Genomic DNA, 17713 nt, shown 5'->3' with positions numbered 1-17713 from the left:
CCGCCGTAAGGGCGGAACCAATACCCGCCATCACCCAAATAACGGATATGCCCAAAAAATCAAAACGCCAACTTATAACCAATGGCCATCAACATAACCGCCAAGCAAGGCCGCAACACGCCATCGGGCAGTTTGCCCGTCATATGGCTACCCACATAGATCCCCGGCAACGACCCCATCAACAAAAACCCCAACAAATGCCAATCCATATTCCCCATGCTGGCATGCCCCAACCCCGCCACCAACGTCAACGGCACAGCATGCGCAATTTCAGTCCCCACCAACCGCCGCGTCGCCAGAAACGGATACAAAATAAACAACGCCACCGTCCCCAGCGCCCCCGCACCGATGGACGTCAGCGCCACCATGGTGCCGAGGATCGCCCCCGTCACCACCGTCAACACATTCAAATTCCGCGGGCTCATGTGATAGCTGTCACCCGCATGCCGCTGGGCAAACGCCAACAGGCTCTTCTTGAACAGAATCGCCAGGGCCGTCAACAGCAACACCACCCCAAGCGCCTGCTTGATCACCGCATTCATCACACTGGGATCAGTATGCAGGCTGGCCAGGAACCACAAGGTCAACAGCACCGCAGGCACGCTGCCCAGGGTCAGCCAGCCAGTAATGGTCCAATCGATATTCTTGTTCTTGCTGTGCACCAACACCCCACCCGACTTGGTGATGGCGGCATACAACAGGTCAGTGCCCACGGCGGTAGCCGGATTGATGCCAAACCACAACAGGATCGGCGTCATCAACGAGCCCCCGCCCACACCGGTCATGCCCACGATAAAACCAACAATCAGGCCCGCCACCACAAAACCAAAATTACCCACATCCATTCCAGCTACCTGCGGCCTTATAAATTTCTGGCCGCAGGATAGCGATTTTTCTTATAACGACTTATATCAATATGATCTGACTTTATGCCTTTTAACTCAGTCGATGGCAGACGTACGCCTGGGTCTGATACGGAAATGCCACAGTATCGCGCCCCTTAAGTGCCGGATGCGTGTCGATCAGCGCCTGTAGTTGCGCGGTCACAACGGCCTTGGACGCCTCCGGCAGCGCAGCAATAAAGCTCACGGAGAGAAAGCGATCCATGATCACCTCCTGAGGGCTGCCCACATGACTGTAGGGGAAACAGGTCATTTCGGGCTCGGAAAAATACTCGCCCGTGAAGGCTTCACGCCAACGCCCCGTGTGAAACCGCGGCGTATCACCCTCGTATGGGGTAATGATGTCAGTGATGGCGGCGACCCAATCCACTGACTCATCCCGCACATTCCACACCAGGCCCAGTCGGCCGTCAGGCTTGAGCACGCGATGGATTTCCGCCAGCGCGGCCTCGGTCGAAAACCAGTGGAACGCCTGGGCACAGACCACCGCGTCAGCGCTGGCGGCCGGCAGTGGGATGGATTGCGCCGTGCCATTGACCAGGCGTACATCCGGCAGCAGCTTGGTCAACTGCGCGCCCATCGCCGCCACCGGCTCAACGGCAATTAACGTCGGCGCCAGAGTACTGAGCAAGCGGGTGAATTTGCCCGTGCCGGCGCCCAGGTCGATCACGCTGGACTGCGCGTCGATATGCAGTGTGTCGGCGAGCCAGCCGGTGAGCTGCCTTGGATAATCCGGCCGGCCTTGGGCGTAGGTGACCGCCTGGGTCGAGAAACCTTGTTGAGCAGACGTGTGAACACCAGTCATTGCCAATCTCTCCTCGGGTAAAGCGGGGGCACAGTGTGCGCCCTCTCATCTTTATTTTCTAATCGCTGCATCCAATCGCGCAGGCCCTGGGTAGTCCTTTCAGAACCCCCGCTGTTTGACTGAAATGGAGAAGTACCCATGAACGCTAAAGCACTGTTCTGCCTCACCGCCCTGCTCGCTGCCACCCCCGCAGCTTTCGCCCAGACCGGCTTGCCGGACAGCATCAAGGTGCCGGACGGCCATAAGGTGGCGATGGAAACCACCGGCGTCGGCGAAATCACCTACGAATGCCGCGACAAGGCGAACGCCGCCGGCCAGACCGAGTGGACCTTCGTCGGGCCCAAGGCCGTGTTGAATGACCGCAGCGGCAAGCAAGTCGGCACCTACTTCGGCCCGCCAGCCACCTGGCAGGCCAAGGACGGTTCGAAGGTCACCGGCACCCAACTGGCCGTGGCGCCATCCGGTGCGGGCAACCTGCCGTATCAACTGGTCAAGGCCAACCCCGCCGAAGGCAAGGGCGCGATGAGCGGCGTGAGCTACATCCAGCGCGTGGCCCTCAAAGGCGGCGTGGCGCCGAGCAGCGAGTGCACCGCCGCCAACAAAGGCAAGCAGGAAGTGGTGAAGTACCAGGCGGATTACATCTTCTGGGCGGCCAACTGAGCAAACTGAGCTACGCTGCCCCCGAAACTGCCTACATACCTTGTAGGAGCGAGCTTGCTCGCGAAGAACCTGAGAGCGCCACGGACAGCCTGAATGCCCACGTTTTCGTTAACGTTTTTCGCGAGCAAGCACGCTCCTACAGGGGTTCAGCAATTGAGGGGATGGTGATACGTGTTTGATTACGAAGCCTGTCTGCAGGCCTGCGCCCGTGGCGATCAACGCGCCTTGCGCCAGCTCTATGAGCAGGAAAGCAGCCATCTGCTCGGCGTGGCGATGCGCATCGCCAGGGACAAATCCCTGGCCGAAGACATCGTGCATGATGCGTTTATCAAGATCTGGCGCGGCGCCGGCAGTTTTGACCCCAGTCGCGGGTCTGCCCGTGGCTGGGTGTTCAGCGTGACCCGGCACCTGGCGCTCAACGTGGTGCGTAACCATTACCGCGAAGTGCCTTTGGACGACGAACACGAGCAAGTCGCCGCAACCGAAACCTTTGAATTCAGCGCACGCTCGGGACAGATCCACACCTGCCTGGAGCAACTCGACCCGGCCCGTCGCACGTGCATCCTGCATGCCTATGTCGACGGTTTTTCCCACAGCGAAATCGCCCAGAAACTCGACACCCCGCTGGGGACCGTCAAGGCCTGGATCAAACGTAGCCTCGCCGCGCTGCGGGAGTGCATGGCATGAGCAACCCACTGGACGAACTGGCCAGCGAATACGTGCTGGGCACCCTGCCCGGCGAACAACGCGCCGACGTCGAACAACGCCTCAAGCACGATGCCGAGTTACGCGCTGCGGTGGACGCCTGGGAGCAACGCTTGTTGCCACTGACCGCCTTGGCGGAACCCGTACCGCCCTCCTCTGAGCTGTGGCGGCGTATCGAACGTAACATCGCCAGTGCCCGCACGCACTGGTGGGACCTGCTGGCCGTGTGGCGCGGCCTGGCCGGTGCAGGGCTTTTGACCACGCTGGTGCTGGCCGCGCTGTTGCTGACCCGCCCGCCCACTGCCGACCCAAGCTTCGTGGTAGTGCTGGTGGCGCCGCAAAGCCAGGCACCGGGTTGGGTGATCCAGGCCAGTAATGACCAGCAGATTCAACTGATCCCGTTGGGCGTGATGGAAGTGCCGTCCGATAAGGCCCTGCAGTTCTGGACCAAAGGCGACGGCTGGCAAGGGCCGGTATCCCTGGGCCTGGTCAAGCCGGGCCAGACGCTGTCGGTACCGCTGGACAAGCTGCCGCCGCTCACGCAGAACCAACTGTTCGAACTGACCCTGGAAGACCCGCGTGGCTCGCCGACCGGCAAACCCACTGGGCCGATCCAGGCGATCGGCCGCGCGGTCAAGGTGCTCTGATCAGGCGACGGTGGGCAACCACACGCGAAACCGCGCGCCGCCCAGCGGCGAAGCCAATGCCGTCAACGTGCCGCCCTGGGCTTCCAGGGCGCGTCGGCTGATGGCCAGGCCCAGGCCGAAACCGCCGGTGGCGCGGTCGCGGCTGCGGTCCAGGCGGTAGAACGGCTCGAAGATGCGCTCGCGCTGGTCCACAGGGATGCCGATACCGTCGTCGTCCACCCAGATTTCACAGCCCTTGGCGCACACCTTCACACCGACCTGGATGCGCTTGTCGCAGTAACGCGTGGCGTTGCGCAGCAGGTTCTGCAACGCGCGGGCGGTGAGGCGTGGGTCGAGGCTGAAGCGCTCCACGGTGCAGTCGAGCGCCACGTCGATGACAATTTCGGGGTTTTCCAGTTCGTCATCGACGCTGCCAAGCACGCTGTCGATGAACTCATCAAGCACCACCTCGACCCGCTCCGGCAACTGCGCCGGGTTTTGCAGGCGGCTGTAGGACAGCAACTCCAGCACCAGCTCATCCAGCTCGCGGATATGCGCCACCAGGCTTTGCAGGCGTTCGCGACTGGCTTCGGGCAAGTCTTCGGACAATGCCAGGGCCAGGCCGAAATCCAGGCGCGTGAGTGGCGTGCGCAGTTCATGGGACACCGCATTGAGCAGGTCACGTTGCTGATTGAGCAGGTGTTCGATGTCATCGGCCATCGTGTCGAACACCGTGGCCAGGCTGCCGATGTTGGAGCTGGGTGGGATGTGCGTGCGCTCGCTCAGATTGCCCCGGCCCAATTGGGCTGCGGTACTTTTCAGGCGTTCCAGGTCACGCCAGTGGGGGCGCAGCCAGACCAGGAGGCAGGCCAGCAGCGCGGCGACGATTAACACATTGATCGCCCAATACAGCACGTTCATGTCCAGTGGATCGGGCGGTATGGTCAGCTTGACCGTGAACTGCTCGTTGATCGGCGAGCTGATTTCGGTCATCCAGCCCCACTCCCCCAGGCGCACGACCGACTTGCCCTGCTCCAGCAGTTGCTCTTCCGCCGGGGTGTAGCTGGCGTCCTGGCGCAGCAGCAATTGCACTTTCAGCGGTGCAAAGTCGCGGCCCAGTTGCTCGGTCACCTGTGACCAGCGCTCCACCGGCGCCCGCAGGTATTGCTTGACGATCAGCTTCTGCTGGCCGCGGGTCTGTTCGATGTTGTAGTTCATGTAGCGGTGTTCGAACAGCTGGATCACTAGCGAGGGAATCAGGTAGATCGCCAGGCTGTAGGTGACGATGGTGATCAGGTAGAGGCGCAGCAGTACTCGGAACATGGCTCAGCATTCCCACTCGGAACGACTGAACAGGTAGCCCTTGCCCCACACGGTCTTGATCTTGCGCGCTTCACCGGCATTGTCGTCGAACTTGCGGCGCAGCTTGGAGATGGCCACGTCCACCGAACGGTCGGTGCCGTTGAACTCGATACCGCGCAGGCGCTGCAGGATCTGGTCGCGACTCAGCACCTCTCCCGCATGCCGCGCCAGCACCACCAGCAGGTTGTATTCGCCGCTGGACAACTCCACCGGCTGCTCGCGCCAGGTCACCGTGCGCTCCGACAGGTCGATGCACAGATTGCCCATGATGATCTGGTCATTGGCCACCTGGGGTTCGGACAGGCTGCTGCGCCGCAACAACGTGCGCACCCGCGCCAGCAACACCCGTGGCTCGCACGGTTTGGTCACGTAGTCGTCGGCGCCCATTTCCAGGCCCAGCACCTGATCGTGGCTGTCATCGCGGGCGGTGAGCATCAGGATCGGCAGCCCGGCCGAGTCGGCGCGAAGCAGGCGGCACACCTGCAGGCCGTCGAGGCCCGGCAGCATCAGGTCGAGGATCACCAGGTCCGGCGGGTTCAAGCGCGCGCGTTCACGGACGTGGTCGCCACGGCTGAGCACGCTGACGTGGTAGCCATTGCGCTCCAGGTAGCTGGCAATCAGCTCGGAGAGTGCGGCGTCGTCTTCCACCAAGAGGATGTTGGGCATGGTGTTTCCAAATAATGCGGTTTGTTGGTGTGGTGCAGGATTGTGCAAGGATATACGCCCCCGGCGCCCCGCGCGCCGCACCTTACATTTCTTCACAGACGAGCTACACAGCTTCACAGCACCACGGCGCAGGTGACTTTAGGATGCGCCAGTCAATATTGGGATAAGAGCATGTCGAAGAATCTGTTTGCGCCATTTTGCCTGCTGGCCCTCACCCTGGCCCTGAGCGCATGTGGCGACTCCGCCGCCGAAGCGCCGGAAATGCCCCTGGTCAAAGTGCGCGTCGAAACCCTTGAAGCAAAGCCCCTGGCCATTACCAGCGAATTGAGCGGGCGCATTGCCGCGCCGCGCATTGCCGAAGTGCGTGCCCGCGTCGCCGGCGTGGTGATGCAACGGGTGTTCAAGGAAGGCCATGACGTGAAACAGGGCGACGTGCTGTTTCGCATCGACCCCGCGCCATTCAAGGCCGACCTCGACAGCGCCCAGGCCAACCTGAGCAAAGCCGAGGCCGATGCCTTCAAGGCGCGCCTGCAGGAACAGCGCTACAGCCAACTGGTGGAAGGCAATGCCATCAGCGGCCAGGACTACGATAACGCCCGCGCCGCCGTGCGCCAGACCAACGCCGAAGTCGCCGCCAACAAGGCCGCTGTCGAACGCGCCCGTTTGAACCTGGGCTACGCCACCGTGACTGCGCCGATTTCCGGGCGCATTGGTCGCGCACTGGTCACCGAAGGCGCCTTGGTCGGCCAGAACGAGGCCACGCCGCTGGCGCTTATCCAGCAACTGGACCCGATCCACGCCGACTTGACCCAGTCCACCCGCGAGCTGAATGACCTGCGCCGCGCCTTCCGTGCCGGCAGCTTGAAGCAGGTCGGCCAGGACCAGGCCAAGGCCACGTTGATCGAGGACGACGGCAGCCTTTACCCATTGCCGGGCAAGTTGCTGTTCGCCGAGATCAGCGTCGACCCGGGCACCGGGCAGATCATCCTGCGCAGCGAGTTCCCCAACCCGGACCTCGACTTGCTGCCCGGCAGCTTCGTGCGTGTGCGCCTGGAACAGGCTGTCGACAAACAAGGCATCAGTGTGCCGCAACGCGCGATCACCCGTGACAGCGCGGGTATCCCGATGGTGTTGTTGCTGGACGCCGAGCAGACCGTGAGCCAGCAGCCGGTGGAACTGGGGGCGGTGATCAATGACCGCTGGATCGTCAGCAGCGGCCTCAAGCCCGGTGACCGCATCATCGTCGAAGGCCTGCAACACGCGCGCCCCGGTGAAAAAGTTGAAGTGGACGACAGCCCGCTCGTAAAGGAATAACCCGCCATGCCGCAGTTCTTTATTGACCGCCCGATCTTCGCCTGGGTGGTCGCCCTGTTTATCCTGCTGGCCGGTCTGCTGGCAATCCCGCAACTGCCGGTGGCGCAGTACCCCAACGTGGCGCCGCCGAAAGTCGAGATCTACGCGGTGTACCCCGGTGCGTCGGCGCAGACCCTGGATGAAAGCGTGGTGAGCCTGATCGAGCAGGAGCTCAACGGCGCCGATCACCTGCTGTATTTCGAGTCCCAGAGCAGCCTCGGTTCGGCCACCATCACCGCCACCTTCCAGCCCGGCACCAACCCGGAAATGGCCCAGGTGGACGTGCAGAACCGCCTCAAAGCGGTCGAGCCGCGCCTGCCGCAAGCGGTGACCCAGCAAGGCTTGCAGGTGGAAAAAGTCTCCGCCGGCTTCCTGCTGCTGGTGACCCTCACGTCCAACGACGGCAAGCTCGATGACGTGGCGCTGAGTGATTACCTGGCGCGCAACGTGATGAACGAACTCAAGCGCCTCGACGGTGTGGGCAAGGCCCAGCTGTATGGCGCCGAGCGCGCCATGCGCATCTGGATCGACCCGCAGAAATTGATCGGCTTCAACCTGACGCCGGCCGACGTGAACGCCGCGATCAGCGCGCAGAACGCCCAGGTCTCGGCGGGCAGCATCGGTGATTTGCCGGGCACCAACACCCAGGAAATCACCGCCGCGATCCTGGTCAAGGGCCAGCTTTCAACGCCAGCCGAATTTGCCGACATCGTGCTCAAGGCCAACCCCGACGGCTCGACCGTGCGCATCGGCGATGTGGCGCGGGTGGAGGTCGGCAGCCAGGAATACCAGTTCTCCACTCGCCTGAACGGCAAGCCGTCCACCGCCGTCAGCGTGCAGTTGTCGCCCGGCGCCAATGCGCTGAGCACCGCGACGTTGGTGCGAGCAAAGATGGACGAGTTGTCGCGCTACTTCCCGGCCAACGTGGAATACAAGATCCCGTACGACACCTCGCCGTTCGTCAAGGTCTCGATCACCAAGGTGGTCTACACCCTGCTCGAAGCGATGGCGCTGGTGTTTGCGGTGATGTTCCTGTTCCTGCAGAACGTGCGCTACACCTTGATCCCGACCCTGGTGGTGCCAATTGCCCTGATGGGCACCTTCGCCACCATGCTGTTGCTGGGCTTCTCGATCAACGTATTGACTATGTTCGGCATGGTGCTGGCCATCGGCATCCTGGTGGACGACGCCATTGTGGTGGTGGAGAACGTCGAACGCATCATGGCCACCGAAGGACTGTCGCCCAAGGAGGCGACGAAAAAGGCCATGGGCCAGATCACCGGGGCCATCATCGGCATCACCCTGGTGCTGGTGGCGGTGTTCCTGCCGATGGCGTTCATGGCAGGTTCCGTGGGCGTGATCTACCAGCAGTTCTCGTTGTCGATGGCCACCTCGATCCTGTTCTCGGCGTTCCTCGCCCTGACCTTGACCCCGGCCCTGTGCGCCACCTTGCTCAAGCCGATCGCCAAGGGTGAGCACCATGCCAAGGGCGGCTTCTTCGGCTGGTTCAACCAGCGCTTTGAAAACCTCACCGACCGTTATGAAGGCTGGGTGGCGTATGCCCTCAAGCGCAGCGGCCGTTACCTGCTGATCTACCTGGTACTGCTGGTGGGCCTGGGCTGGATGTTCAGCCGCCTGCCCTCCTCCTTCCTGCCGGTGGAAGACCAGGGCTACACCATCACCGACATCCAGTTGCCACCGGGTGCGAGCAAGAACCGCACGGTGCACGTGGCCGAGCAGATCGAAGCACATAACGCCGAGGAACCTGGGGTGGGTGACACCACCATGATCATGGGCTTCAGCTTCTCCGGTTCGGGGCAGAACGCCGCGCTGGCGTTTACCACGCTCAAGGATTGGTCCGAGCGCAGCAGCGATGATTCGGCCTCGTCGATTGCCGACCGCGCCAACATGGCCTTCAGCGAGCTCAAGGACGCGGTTGCCTACGCGATCCTGCCGCCGCCGGTAGACGGCCTGGGCACGTCCAGCGGCTTCGAGTTCCGCCTGCAAGACCGGGGTGGCGTGGGCCATGCCGCACTGATGGCGGCACGTACCGAGCTGCTGGCCGCCGCTGAGAAAAGCCCGATCCTGGCCAACGTGCGCGAAAGCGCCCTGGCCGAAGCACCGCAAGTGCAACTGGAAGTGGACCGCAAGCAGGCCAACGCGCTGGGTGTGTCCTTTGCGGACGTGGGCAACGTGCTGTCCTCGGCCATCGGCTCGGCCTATATCAACGACTTCCCCAACCAAGGCCGCATGCAGCGGGTGGTGGTGCAGGCCGAAGGCGACCAGCGCAGCCAGGTCGCGGACCTGATGAAAATCAACGTGCGCAACAACGCCGGCAAGATGGTGCCGCTGTCGTCCTTTGTCGAAGCCAAATGGACCCAGGGCCCGACCCAGCTGACGCGCTATAACGGCTACCCGGCCATCGCAATTTCCGGCGAAGCGGCACCGGGACACAGCACTGGTGAGGCAATGGACGAGATCCAGCGCCTGGTCAGCCAGTTGCCGGCAGGTTTGGGCCAGGAATGGACCGGCTTGTCGCTGCAGGAACGCTTGTCCGGTTCCCAGGCGCCGTTGCTGCTGGGCTTGTCGCTGCTGATTGTGTTCCTGTGCCTGGCGGCGCTGTATGAAAGCTGGTCGATCCCGACCTCGGTGTTGCTGGTGGTGCCGCTCGGTGTACTCGGCGCGGTCCTCGCGGTGGGCTTACGTGGCATGCCCAACGATGTGTTCTTCAAGGTCGGCCTGATCACCATCATCGGCCTGTCGGCGAAGAACGCGATCCTGATCATCGAGTTCGCCAAGGACCTGTATGACCAAGGTGAAGACCTGGTCACCGCCACCTTGAAAGCCGCGCGCTTGCGCCTGCGGCCGATCATCATGACGTCCCTGGCGTTCATCCTCGGCGTGGTGCCGTTGGCGATTGCCACCGGTGCCAGCTCGGCCAGCCAGCAGGCGATTGGTACGGGGGTGATTGGCGGGATGATCACGGCGACGCTGGCGGTGGTGTTTGTGCCGGTGTTCTTTGTGGTAGTCATGAAGCTAGTGCGCAAGCGCCACAAGACCGGGTGATGCTATGGTGCTCACAACCGCCTGCGTTGTGAGCACCTATGTCGTTTCTAGCCCGTACCCACCCTCGCCTCTCCGCCGCCGCCGTGTTCGGGGTTGCCGTGGGCATCCTGGTGCCGGCCGACACCGTCGTCAGCAAAATCCTCATCGGATGGAACGCCGGCGTCTGGACCTATCTGGTGCTGATGCTGTGGCTGACCCGCCGCGCCAAGGCCGAGGACGTCAAACGCATCGCCGAGGTCGAAGACGAAAACGCCGGCCTGGTGCTGTTCACGGTGTGCATCGCGGCCATTGCCAGTTTGGCGACCATCACCTTCGAACTGGTGGGCAGCAAAGACCTGGCCACCTCGGAACGTCTGCTGCACTACGGTTTCACCGGGCTGACAGTGATCGGATCGTGGTTGCTGATCGGAGTGATCTTCAGCGTGCATTACGCGCGCCTGTATTACACCTGGGACGGCAAGGAGCCGGCGTTGCGCTTTGCCGAGGGCCTGACCACCCCCAATTACTGGGACTTCCTGTACTTTTCCTTCACCATTGGCGTGGCGGTGCAGACCTCCGACGTGGGCGTCGCCACCCGTGGCATGCGCAAGGTGGTGCTGGGGCAATCGTTGATCGGGTTTCTGTTCAACACCGCGATTCTGGGGTTCTCGATCAATATCGCCGCCGGGCTGTTTGGTTGACGCTGCACAAACCTTCTAGACGCCCAACACACGCTGGGCGCTAATAGCCTCACTTATTCCGCCTCGGTGTTTTATGGCCGCGCACAATTGGATCGACCTGTCCCAGGACGCCGATACCGGCATCGAGACCCTGCGCGCGCATTTTGAAGGCCACGCCTACGACCCTCACTGGCACGACAGCTACCTGATCGGCGTCACCGAACAAGGCGTGCAGCAATTCAACTGTCGCCGCACTCGCCACAACAGCGTGCCGGGCCAGGTGTTTCTGGTGGAGCCCGGCGAGCTGCACGACGGCGACGCGCCCACCGCAGACGGCTTCACCTACCACATGCTCTACCTCGACCCGCAGTGGTTGGCGCGGGAAGTCAGCGCCGTGTTCGAAGAAGCGCCGCTGGACAGCCAGTTGAGTTTCGCCAGCACCCTGACCAACGACTCACGCCTGGCCCTGGCCACCAGCCAAGCCTTCCAGACCTTGCACAGCGGCGAACTGCGCATCGTGCGCCAGCGCGCCATGGACCAATTGCTGGAGCGCCTCACCGGCCAACTCTATTGGCGCACTCGCTACCGCGACGACCCGCGATTGCCCTTGGTGGCGCACAAGGCACGGGAATACCTGCATGCCCACTTGCACATTGATGTGGGCATGGACGAACTGGCGCTCGCGTGTGGCGTCGACCGCTTCCGCCTGACCCGTGCGTTCAAGAGCGCGTTTGGCCTGCCCCCTCACGCCTATCTGGTACAACTGCGTCTGGCCCGCGCCCGTCATTTGCTGACCAGGGGCGAACAACCGGCGGACGTCGCGATTGCCCTGGGCTTTGCCGACCAGAGCCACTTGGGGCGTTGGTTCGTGCGCGCCTACGGCCTCACGCCCGCCGCGTACCGCAAGCGCTGCTCAAATCTTCCAGACAGGTAGCAACCGGGCTTGTGAAGATCGACTCCATCGATTGGTTTATTGGAGTCTGCCGTCATGTTGCCGTTTATGTTGTTCGCCTTTGTGGCGTCGATCACCCCCGGCCCCACCAACATCCTGGTGCTGAGTAACAGCGCACGCCACGGCTTCAAGGCAGCCTTGCCGATCATTCTCGGTGCCTGCGCAGGTGCTGCGGGCCTGGTGTTGGTGGTGGGCAGCGGGTTTGGCCAGTCGTTGGTGCATGTGCCCAAGGTGCAAATGGCCATGCAATGGATCGGCATCGCCTGGTTGAGTTGCCTGGCCTGGCAAATCTTCAGCGCGCCCGCACAAGCCATCGACGTGCAAGCCAGCGAAAAGCCCCTTGGCCTGATCGGTGCTGCCGGCCTGCAGTTGATCAACCCGAAAACCTGGATGATGGCCCTGGCGGTGGTCAGCGTATTTGCCGGCAACGGTGCTGAGCGCCAGAGCCACGTGGTACAGCTGTCCCTGGTATTTTTCCTGATATCACTGCCCTGCCTGGGCACGTGGGCGCTGCTGGGCGTAGGGTCGGCACGGCTGCTTCGTTCGGCGAGGGCGATGCAGCGCTTCAACCGGGGCATGGCACTGTTGCTGCTGGTGGCGACCTGGCTGAGTGTGGTGATTTGACGCACCGGCCATCTGACTTTGTCCTACAACTGCTTGACGACTTTCCTCATTTGATGGTTTCCTGAAACCGGTTTCAGTCATTCCAATAAAAACAGAAGGTCGATGACCGTGAACAACTTTTCTGCCGCCCAGCGCAACCGTGTGACCATGCTTGATGTGGCCGAGCGCGCCGGTGTGTCCAAGGCCAGCGTGTCGCGTTTTATCGGCGACGACCGCGCCCTGCTCTCCGATGCCATTGCCTTGCGCATCGAGCAAGCCATCGAACAACTCGGCTACCGCCCCAACCAGATGGCCCGTGGCCTCAAGCGTGGCCGCACGCGACTGATCGGCATGCTGGTGGCCGATATCCGCAACCCCTATTCCATTGCCGTGATGCACGGCGTCGAAACCGCCTGTCGCCAGCACGGCTACAGCCTGGTGGTGTGCAACACCGACCGCGATGACGAGCAAGAGCGCCAGCACCTGGCGGCCCTGCGTTCGTACAACATCGAAGGGTTGATCGTGAACACCCTCGGCCATCACCTCGACCAACTGCTGGAACTGCAACGGGAAATGCCCCTGGTGCTGGTGGACCGCAAGGTCGAGCCGCTGCACAGCGACCTGGTGGGGTTGGATAACCCTGCAGCCGTGCGCATGGCGGTGGAGCACCTGGAGCAGCAGGGTTATCGCGATGTGCTGATGGTGAGTGAAGCCACCGATGGCACCAGTTCGCGCTTGGAGCGCCTGAACAGTTTCAAGGCTGAAATCGCTAGCCGCCCGGCATTGACCGGCGCTGTGTTGGAGTTGGATGAAACCCTGCAAAAACACTTGCAGACCTTTCTCGCGAAACCTGGCCCCAAGGCGCTGTTCTGCGCCAACGGTGTCGCGGCGTTGGCCTGTGCCCGCGCACTGAAAAACCTGGGTTGCAACCTGTTTGATGACATCGGCCTGATCGCCCTGGATGACCTGGAGTGGTATCCGCTGGTAGGCACGGGCATCACCGCCCTCGCCCAGCCCACCGAAGCCATCGGCGCCAGCGCATTCGACTGCCTGCTCAAGCGCCTGCGCGGCGATACCGAACCGACACGCACCCTGGACTTCCTGCCCCAACTGATCATCCGAGGCTCCACAACCCCTTGTAGGAGCGAGCTTGCTCGCGAAAAACACCAACGATAACGCAGCGATCCTGATTTAACGCGGCGCTCTCAGGTTTTTCGCGAGCAAGCTCGCTCCTACAGGAAAGTGTTTTTTTCAAAAAAAATGAAACCGGTTTCAGAGGTAAACAACAATGCATAAATACCCCGTCTCCATCAGCCTTTCCAGCTACGGTGCCGACTTGGTACGCCAGCAGGGCCAGCTTAGTTTCGTCGAGGTCCTCGCCGCCGCCGGTGCGCAGCGCATCGAATGGCGCGAAGAACTTTTAACCGACGAACAGCCCACCGAACTGGCCCAGGCCGCGGCGCAACAGGACCTGGAGTCGGTGTTCTCATCGCCCCTGGAACTGTGGGTCGCCGGCCGCGCCCAAGCGAATGCCGAACTCGCCGCCACCCTGGATCGCGCGCAGGCGTTTGGCTCACGCTGGCTGAAAGTCTCCCTCGGCTACTTCACCGACACCAATGACCTGGAAAGCCTGCACGCCCTGCTCAACCGTCACTCGGTTCAGTTGCTGGTAGAGAACGACCAGACCCTTCACGGCGGCCGCATCGAACCCCTGCAGCGCTTTTTCACCGAAGTGGAACGCCTGGGCCTGCCGGTAAAGATGACCTTCGACATCGGCAACTGGCAGTGGCAAGACCAATCCGCCCTCACCGCTGCGCGTCTGCTGGGCCGGCATGTGGATTACCTGCACTGCAAGGCGGTGGCGCGGCGTGCCGACGGCAAGCTGGTCGCCCTGCCGCCTGGCGCCACCGACCTGCATCTGTGGGAACAACTGCTCAAGCACATGACTCCAGGTATTAGCCGGGCCGTGGAGTTCCCGCTGCAAGGCGATGACCTGGTCGCGGTCACTGCGCAGCAGGTCGCCACCCTCACCCTGCTGGGCCAACCTCGTGCGGAGCATGCTCATGTCTGAGATCGATATCCTCTCGTTTGGTGAAACCATGGCAATGTTTGTCGCCGAGCAAACGGGTGATCTGGCCCAGGTGGCTCAGTTCCATAAACGGATCGCGGGTGCCGACAGCAATGTCGCCATCGGCCTGTCGCGCCTGGGTTTCAACGTCGCCTGGCTGAGCCGCGTAGGCAATGATTCGCTCGGGCGCTTTGTGGTCGACACCTTGACCCAGGAGGGCCTGGATTGCCGGCATGTGGCGATTGATCCGGCACACCCCACCGGTTTTCAATTCAAGTCTCGTGAAGAAGCGGGCGATGATCCCCAGGTGGAGTACTTCCGCAAGGGGTCGGCGGCCAGTCAGTTGTCTATCGCCGCCATCAGCCCTGCCCTGCTGCAAGCCCGCCATCTGCATGCCACCGGCATTCCGCCCGCATTGTCCGAGGCGACGCGCGAGTTGTCCGTCGAGTTGATGACACAGATGCGCAAGGCCGGGCGCAGCGTGTCGTTCGACCCTAACCTGCGCCCGTCTTTGTGGACAAACCAACAGACGATGATCCGTGAAATCAACGCGCTCGCGAGCTTGGCCGACTGGGTCTTGCCGGGCCTGGGCGAAGGTCGCCTGCTCACCGGTTTCGATGACCCGGCCGACATCGCCGCGTTCTACCTCGACCAGGGCGCCGAAGCCGTGGCAATCAAGCTCGGCCCGGATGGCGCCTACTACCGCACCCAGATGGACCAGGGCTTTGTCGCCGCCGTGCGGGTGGAAAAAGTCGTGGATACGGTCGGCGCCGGCGACGGTTTTGCCGTGGGCATGATCAGCGCCCTGCTGGAAAACCTCAGCTTCCCCGAGGCAGTACAGCGCGGCAACTGGATCGGCAGTCGCGCCGTGCAAAGCCGTGGCGATATGGAAGGCCTGCCCGCCCGTTCAGAGTTACCGATTCGATCCGTCGCTTGACCCATTACGACCTGTTGCCACAACTACAACAAGCTCAGGAGCAGCCCCATGGACACCGTGAAACTCGCCACCCGCCGTTGGTGGTACATCATGCCCATCGTTTTTATCACCTACAGCCTGGCCTACCTGGACCGCGCCAACTACGGCTTCGCCGCCGCCTCCGGGATGGCCGAGGACCTGATGATCACCCCCGGCATGTCGTCATTGCTGGGCGCACTGTTTTTCCTTGGCTACTTTTTCTTCCAGGTGCCGGGGGCGATCTACGCGCAAAAGCGCAGCGTCAAGAAGCTGATCTTCGTCAGCCTGATCCTGTGGGGCGGCCTGGCCACCCTCACCGGCGTGGTGTCCAACGCCTACATGCTGATCGTGATTCGCTTCATGCTCGGCGTGGTCGAAGCCGCCGTGATGCCGGCGATGCTGGTGTACCTGTGCCACTGGTTCACCCGTGCCGAACGCTCGCGCGCCAATACCTTCCTGATCCTCGGCAACCCGGTGACCATGCTGTGGATGTCCGTAGTGTCGGGCTATCTGGTGCAGCATTTCAGCTGGCGCTGGATGTTTATCATCGAAGGCCTGCCTGCGGTGCTGTGGGCGTTTATCTGGTGGAAGCTGGCCGATGAGCGTCCAAAGGATGCCAAGTGGCTGAGCGACTCTGAGAAACAGGACCTGGAAACCGCGCTGGCCGCCGAGCAGGTGGGGATCAAGGCGGTGAAGAACTACGCCGAGGCGTTCCGCTCGCCCAAGGTGATCATCCTGGCCCTGCAATTCTTCTGCTGGAGCATTGGCGTGTACGGCTTTGTGCTGTGGCTGCCGTCGATCCTCAAGCAAGGTTTGCAGATGGACATGGTCGAGGCCGGCTGGTTGTCGGCGCTGCCTTATTTGGCGGCGGTGATTGGCATGCTGGTGGTGTCCTGGGGCTCGGACAAGCTGCAAAAGCGCAAGCGTTTCGTGTGGCCGCCGCTGCTGATTGCCTCGATTGCTTTCTACGCGTCCTACGTGCTCGGCGCCGAACACTTCTGGTGGTCCTACACCTTGCTGGTGATTGCCGGGGCCTGCATGTACGCGCCCTACGGCCCGTTTTTCGCGATTGTCCCGGAGATCCTGCCGGCCAATGTCGCCGGGGGCGCCATGGCGCTGATCAACAGCATGGGGGCCCTGGGTTCATTCGGCGGTTCGTACCTGGTGGGCTATCTCAATAGCAGCACCGGTTCGCCCGGCGCTTCGTACCTGCTGATGAGCGGCGCGTTGCTGCTGTCGGTGGTACTGACGATTTTTCTCAAGCCCGGCGCGAGTGACCGCACGCCGGCGCCCAACCTGGAATTGAAGGTAAAGACCGCATGAAAAAGTCTGTCGTGTTGTACAAAAAACTCTCCGCGCCGCTGATGGCCCGCCTGCATGAACAGGCCGAGGTAACGCTGATCGAAGCGCTGGATGACACCGGCCTGGCCAAGCTGTGCGACGCCCTGCCCGGCGCCCACGGCCTGCTGGGCGCCAGCCTGCGTCTGGACGCCAAACTGCTCGACCTGGCGCCGCAGCTGGAGGCCGTGGCCAGCGTTTCGGTCGGCGTCGACAACTACGACATCGACTACCTGACCGCGCGCGGCATCCTGCTCAGCAACACCCCCGACGTGCTCACCGAAACCACCGCCGACACCGGTTTTGCGCTGATCCTCGCCACCGCCCGGCGAGTGGTCGAGCTGGCCGACATGGTGCGCGCCGGTCAATGGAACAAAAACATCGGCCCGGCGCATTTCGGCAGTGATGTGCATGGCAAGACCCTGGGCATCATCGGCATGGGCCGCATCGGTGAAGCCTTGGCCCAGCGTGGGCATTTTGGTTTTGGTATGCCGGTGATCTACCACAGCCATTCGCCCAAGCCGGCGGTGGAGGCGCGTTTCGGTGCGCAATACCGCAGCCTGAACGACTTGCTGCAACAGGCCGATTTTGTCTGCCTGACCCTGCCACTTACCGCCGAAACCGAGAAGTTGATTGGCGCAGAGCAATTTGCGCTGATGGGCCCGGAGACGATCTTCATCAACATTTCGCGAGGCAAAGTGGTGGATGAAGCGGCTCTGGTGGAGGCGCTGCAACAGCGCACCATTCGGGCGGCGGGGTTGGATGTGTTTGAGAAGGAGCCGCTGGATCACGGCTCGCCGTTGTTGCGCTTGAACAATGTGGTGGCCACGCCGCATATCGGCTCGGCCACCCATGAGACGCGGGAGGCCATGGCCAAGTGTGCGGTGGATAATCTGTTACAGGCGTTGGCCGGTGAGCGGCCGAAGAACCTGGTCAACGCCAACGCCTGGAACCGCTGACCCTGTAGGAGCCGGCTTGCCGGCGATGGCGTCC

General features: G+C 62.4%; 17 protein-coding genes. 13 read left to right on the top strand and 4 right to left on the bottom strand.

What is annotated here, in order from left to right:
* Positions 1-59 precede the first annotated feature (59 nt).
* Both CI807_RS20410 and CI807_RS20405 read right to left on the bottom strand, forming a co-directional pair.
* The gene (locus CI807_RS20410; protein WP_095015948.1) at positions 60-845 is read right to left on the bottom strand and encodes a sulfite exporter TauE/SafE family protein; all 786 of its coding nucleotides are present in this window, start codon (positions 843-845) and stop codon (positions 60-62) included.
* A gap of 91 nt (positions 846-936) precedes the next feature.
* Positions 937-1707 carry a class I SAM-dependent methyltransferase gene (locus CI807_RS20405; protein ID WP_095015947.1) on the bottom strand — a complete coding sequence of 257 codons (771 nt, stop codon included), beginning with the start codon at positions 1705-1707 and terminating at the stop codon, positions 937-939.
* Between the two features lie 138 nt (positions 1708-1845).
* Between CI807_RS20405 and CI807_RS20400 the strand changes: the two genes are divergently transcribed.
* The 3 genes from CI807_RS20400 to CI807_RS20390 all read left to right on the top strand — a co-directional run bounded on the left by CI807_RS20400 (position 1846) and on the right by CI807_RS20390 (position 3719).
* Positions 1846-2367, top strand: a complete 522-nt coding sequence (locus CI807_RS20400; protein ID WP_095015946.1) for a DUF3455 domain-containing protein — start codon at positions 1846-1848, stop codon at positions 2365-2367.
* Positions 2368-2538: 171 nt separating this feature from the next.
* Positions 2539-3054, top strand: coding sequence for a sigma-70 family RNA polymerase sigma factor (locus tag CI807_RS20395; RefSeq protein ID WP_095015945.1), 516 nt, complete (start codon positions 2539-2541; stop codon positions 3052-3054).
* The gene (locus tag CI807_RS20390; RefSeq protein ID WP_095015944.1) at positions 3051-3719 is read left to right on the top strand and encodes an anti-sigma factor domain-containing protein; all 669 of its coding nucleotides are present in this window, start codon (positions 3051-3053) and stop codon (positions 3717-3719) included. The genes CI807_RS20395 and CI807_RS20390 overlap by 4 nt, the downstream gene beginning before the upstream one ends.
* On the opposite strand, the gene CI807_RS20385 is transcribed toward CI807_RS20390, so the two are convergent.
* Together CI807_RS20385 and CI807_RS20380 are read right to left on the bottom strand one after the other, a co-directional pair.
* Positions 3720-5021: an ATP-binding protein gene (locus CI807_RS20385; RefSeq protein WP_095015943.1), complete on the bottom strand. Its 1302-nt coding sequence runs from the start codon at positions 5019-5021 to the stop codon at positions 3720-3722.
* Between the two features lie 3 nt (positions 5022-5024).
* The gene (locus CI807_RS20380) at positions 5025-5726 is read right to left on the bottom strand and encodes a response regulator transcription factor (RefSeq protein ID WP_010210801.1); all 702 of its coding nucleotides are present in this window, start codon (positions 5724-5726) and stop codon (positions 5025-5027) included.
* 171 nt (positions 5727-5897) lie between these two features.
* On the opposite strand from CI807_RS20380, the gene CI807_RS20375 reads away from it, so the two are divergent.
* The 10 genes from CI807_RS20375 (at position 5898) to CI807_RS20330 (ending at position 17679) form a co-directional block, all read left to right on the top strand.
* Entirely contained in the window at positions 5898-7040 is a 1143-nt protein-coding gene (locus tag CI807_RS20375) for an efflux RND transporter periplasmic adaptor subunit (RefSeq protein WP_095015942.1), read from the top strand.
* Positions 7041-7046: 6 nt separating this feature from the next.
* Positions 7047-10145, top strand: a complete 3099-nt coding sequence (locus tag CI807_RS20370) for an efflux RND transporter permease subunit (RefSeq protein WP_095015941.1) — start codon at positions 7047-7049, stop codon at positions 10143-10145.
* A gap of 38 nt (positions 10146-10183) precedes the next feature.
* The gene (locus CI807_RS20365) at positions 10184-10825 is read left to right on the top strand and encodes a DUF1345 domain-containing protein (protein WP_095015940.1); all 642 of its coding nucleotides are present in this window, start codon (positions 10184-10186) and stop codon (positions 10823-10825) included.
* A gap of 73 nt (positions 10826-10898) precedes the next feature.
* Entirely contained in the window at positions 10899-11738 is an 840-nt protein-coding gene (locus CI807_RS20360; protein ID WP_095015939.1) for an AraC family transcriptional regulator, read from the top strand.
* A gap of 54 nt (positions 11739-11792) precedes the next feature.
* Positions 11793-12380 (top strand): LysE family translocator, encoded by a 588-nt coding sequence (locus tag CI807_RS20355; RefSeq protein WP_095015938.1) that lies wholly within the window; start codon positions 11793-11795, stop codon positions 12378-12380.
* A 102-nt stretch (positions 12381-12482) separates the two neighbouring features.
* Entirely contained in the window at positions 12483-13535 is a 1053-nt protein-coding gene (locus tag CI807_RS20350; protein WP_095015937.1) for a LacI family DNA-binding transcriptional regulator, read from the top strand.
* Positions 13536-13647: 112 nt separating this feature from the next.
* Positions 13648-14430, top strand: coding sequence for a sugar phosphate isomerase/epimerase (locus tag CI807_RS20345; protein WP_095015936.1), 783 nt, complete (start codon positions 13648-13650; stop codon positions 14428-14430).
* The gene (locus CI807_RS20340) at positions 14423-15364 is read left to right on the top strand and encodes a sugar kinase (protein ID WP_095015935.1); all 942 of its coding nucleotides are present in this window, start codon (positions 14423-14425) and stop codon (positions 15362-15364) included. Before CI807_RS20345 ends, CI807_RS20340 begins: the two co-directional genes overlap by 8 nt.
* 48 nt (positions 15365-15412) lie before the next feature.
* Entirely contained in the window at positions 15413-16705 is a 1293-nt protein-coding gene (locus CI807_RS20335; RefSeq protein WP_016979394.1) for an MFS transporter, read from the top strand.
* Positions 16702-17679: a D-glycerate dehydrogenase gene (locus tag CI807_RS20330; RefSeq protein WP_095015934.1), complete on the top strand. Its 978-nt coding sequence runs from the start codon at positions 16702-16704 to the stop codon at positions 17677-17679. Before CI807_RS20335 ends, CI807_RS20330 begins: the two co-directional genes overlap by 4 nt.
* The last annotated feature ends 34 nt before the right edge of the window (positions 17680-17713 follow it).

Source organism: Pseudomonas sp. NS1(2017), from assembly GCF_002269425.1.
In the GTDB taxonomy this organism is placed as follows: Bacteria; Pseudomonadota; Gammaproteobacteria; order Pseudomonadales; family Pseudomonadaceae; genus Aquipseudomonas; species Aquipseudomonas reactans.
The sequence above is the reverse complement of the archived record's forward strand: the minus strand, read 5'-3'. Positions and strand labels throughout refer to the sequence as shown.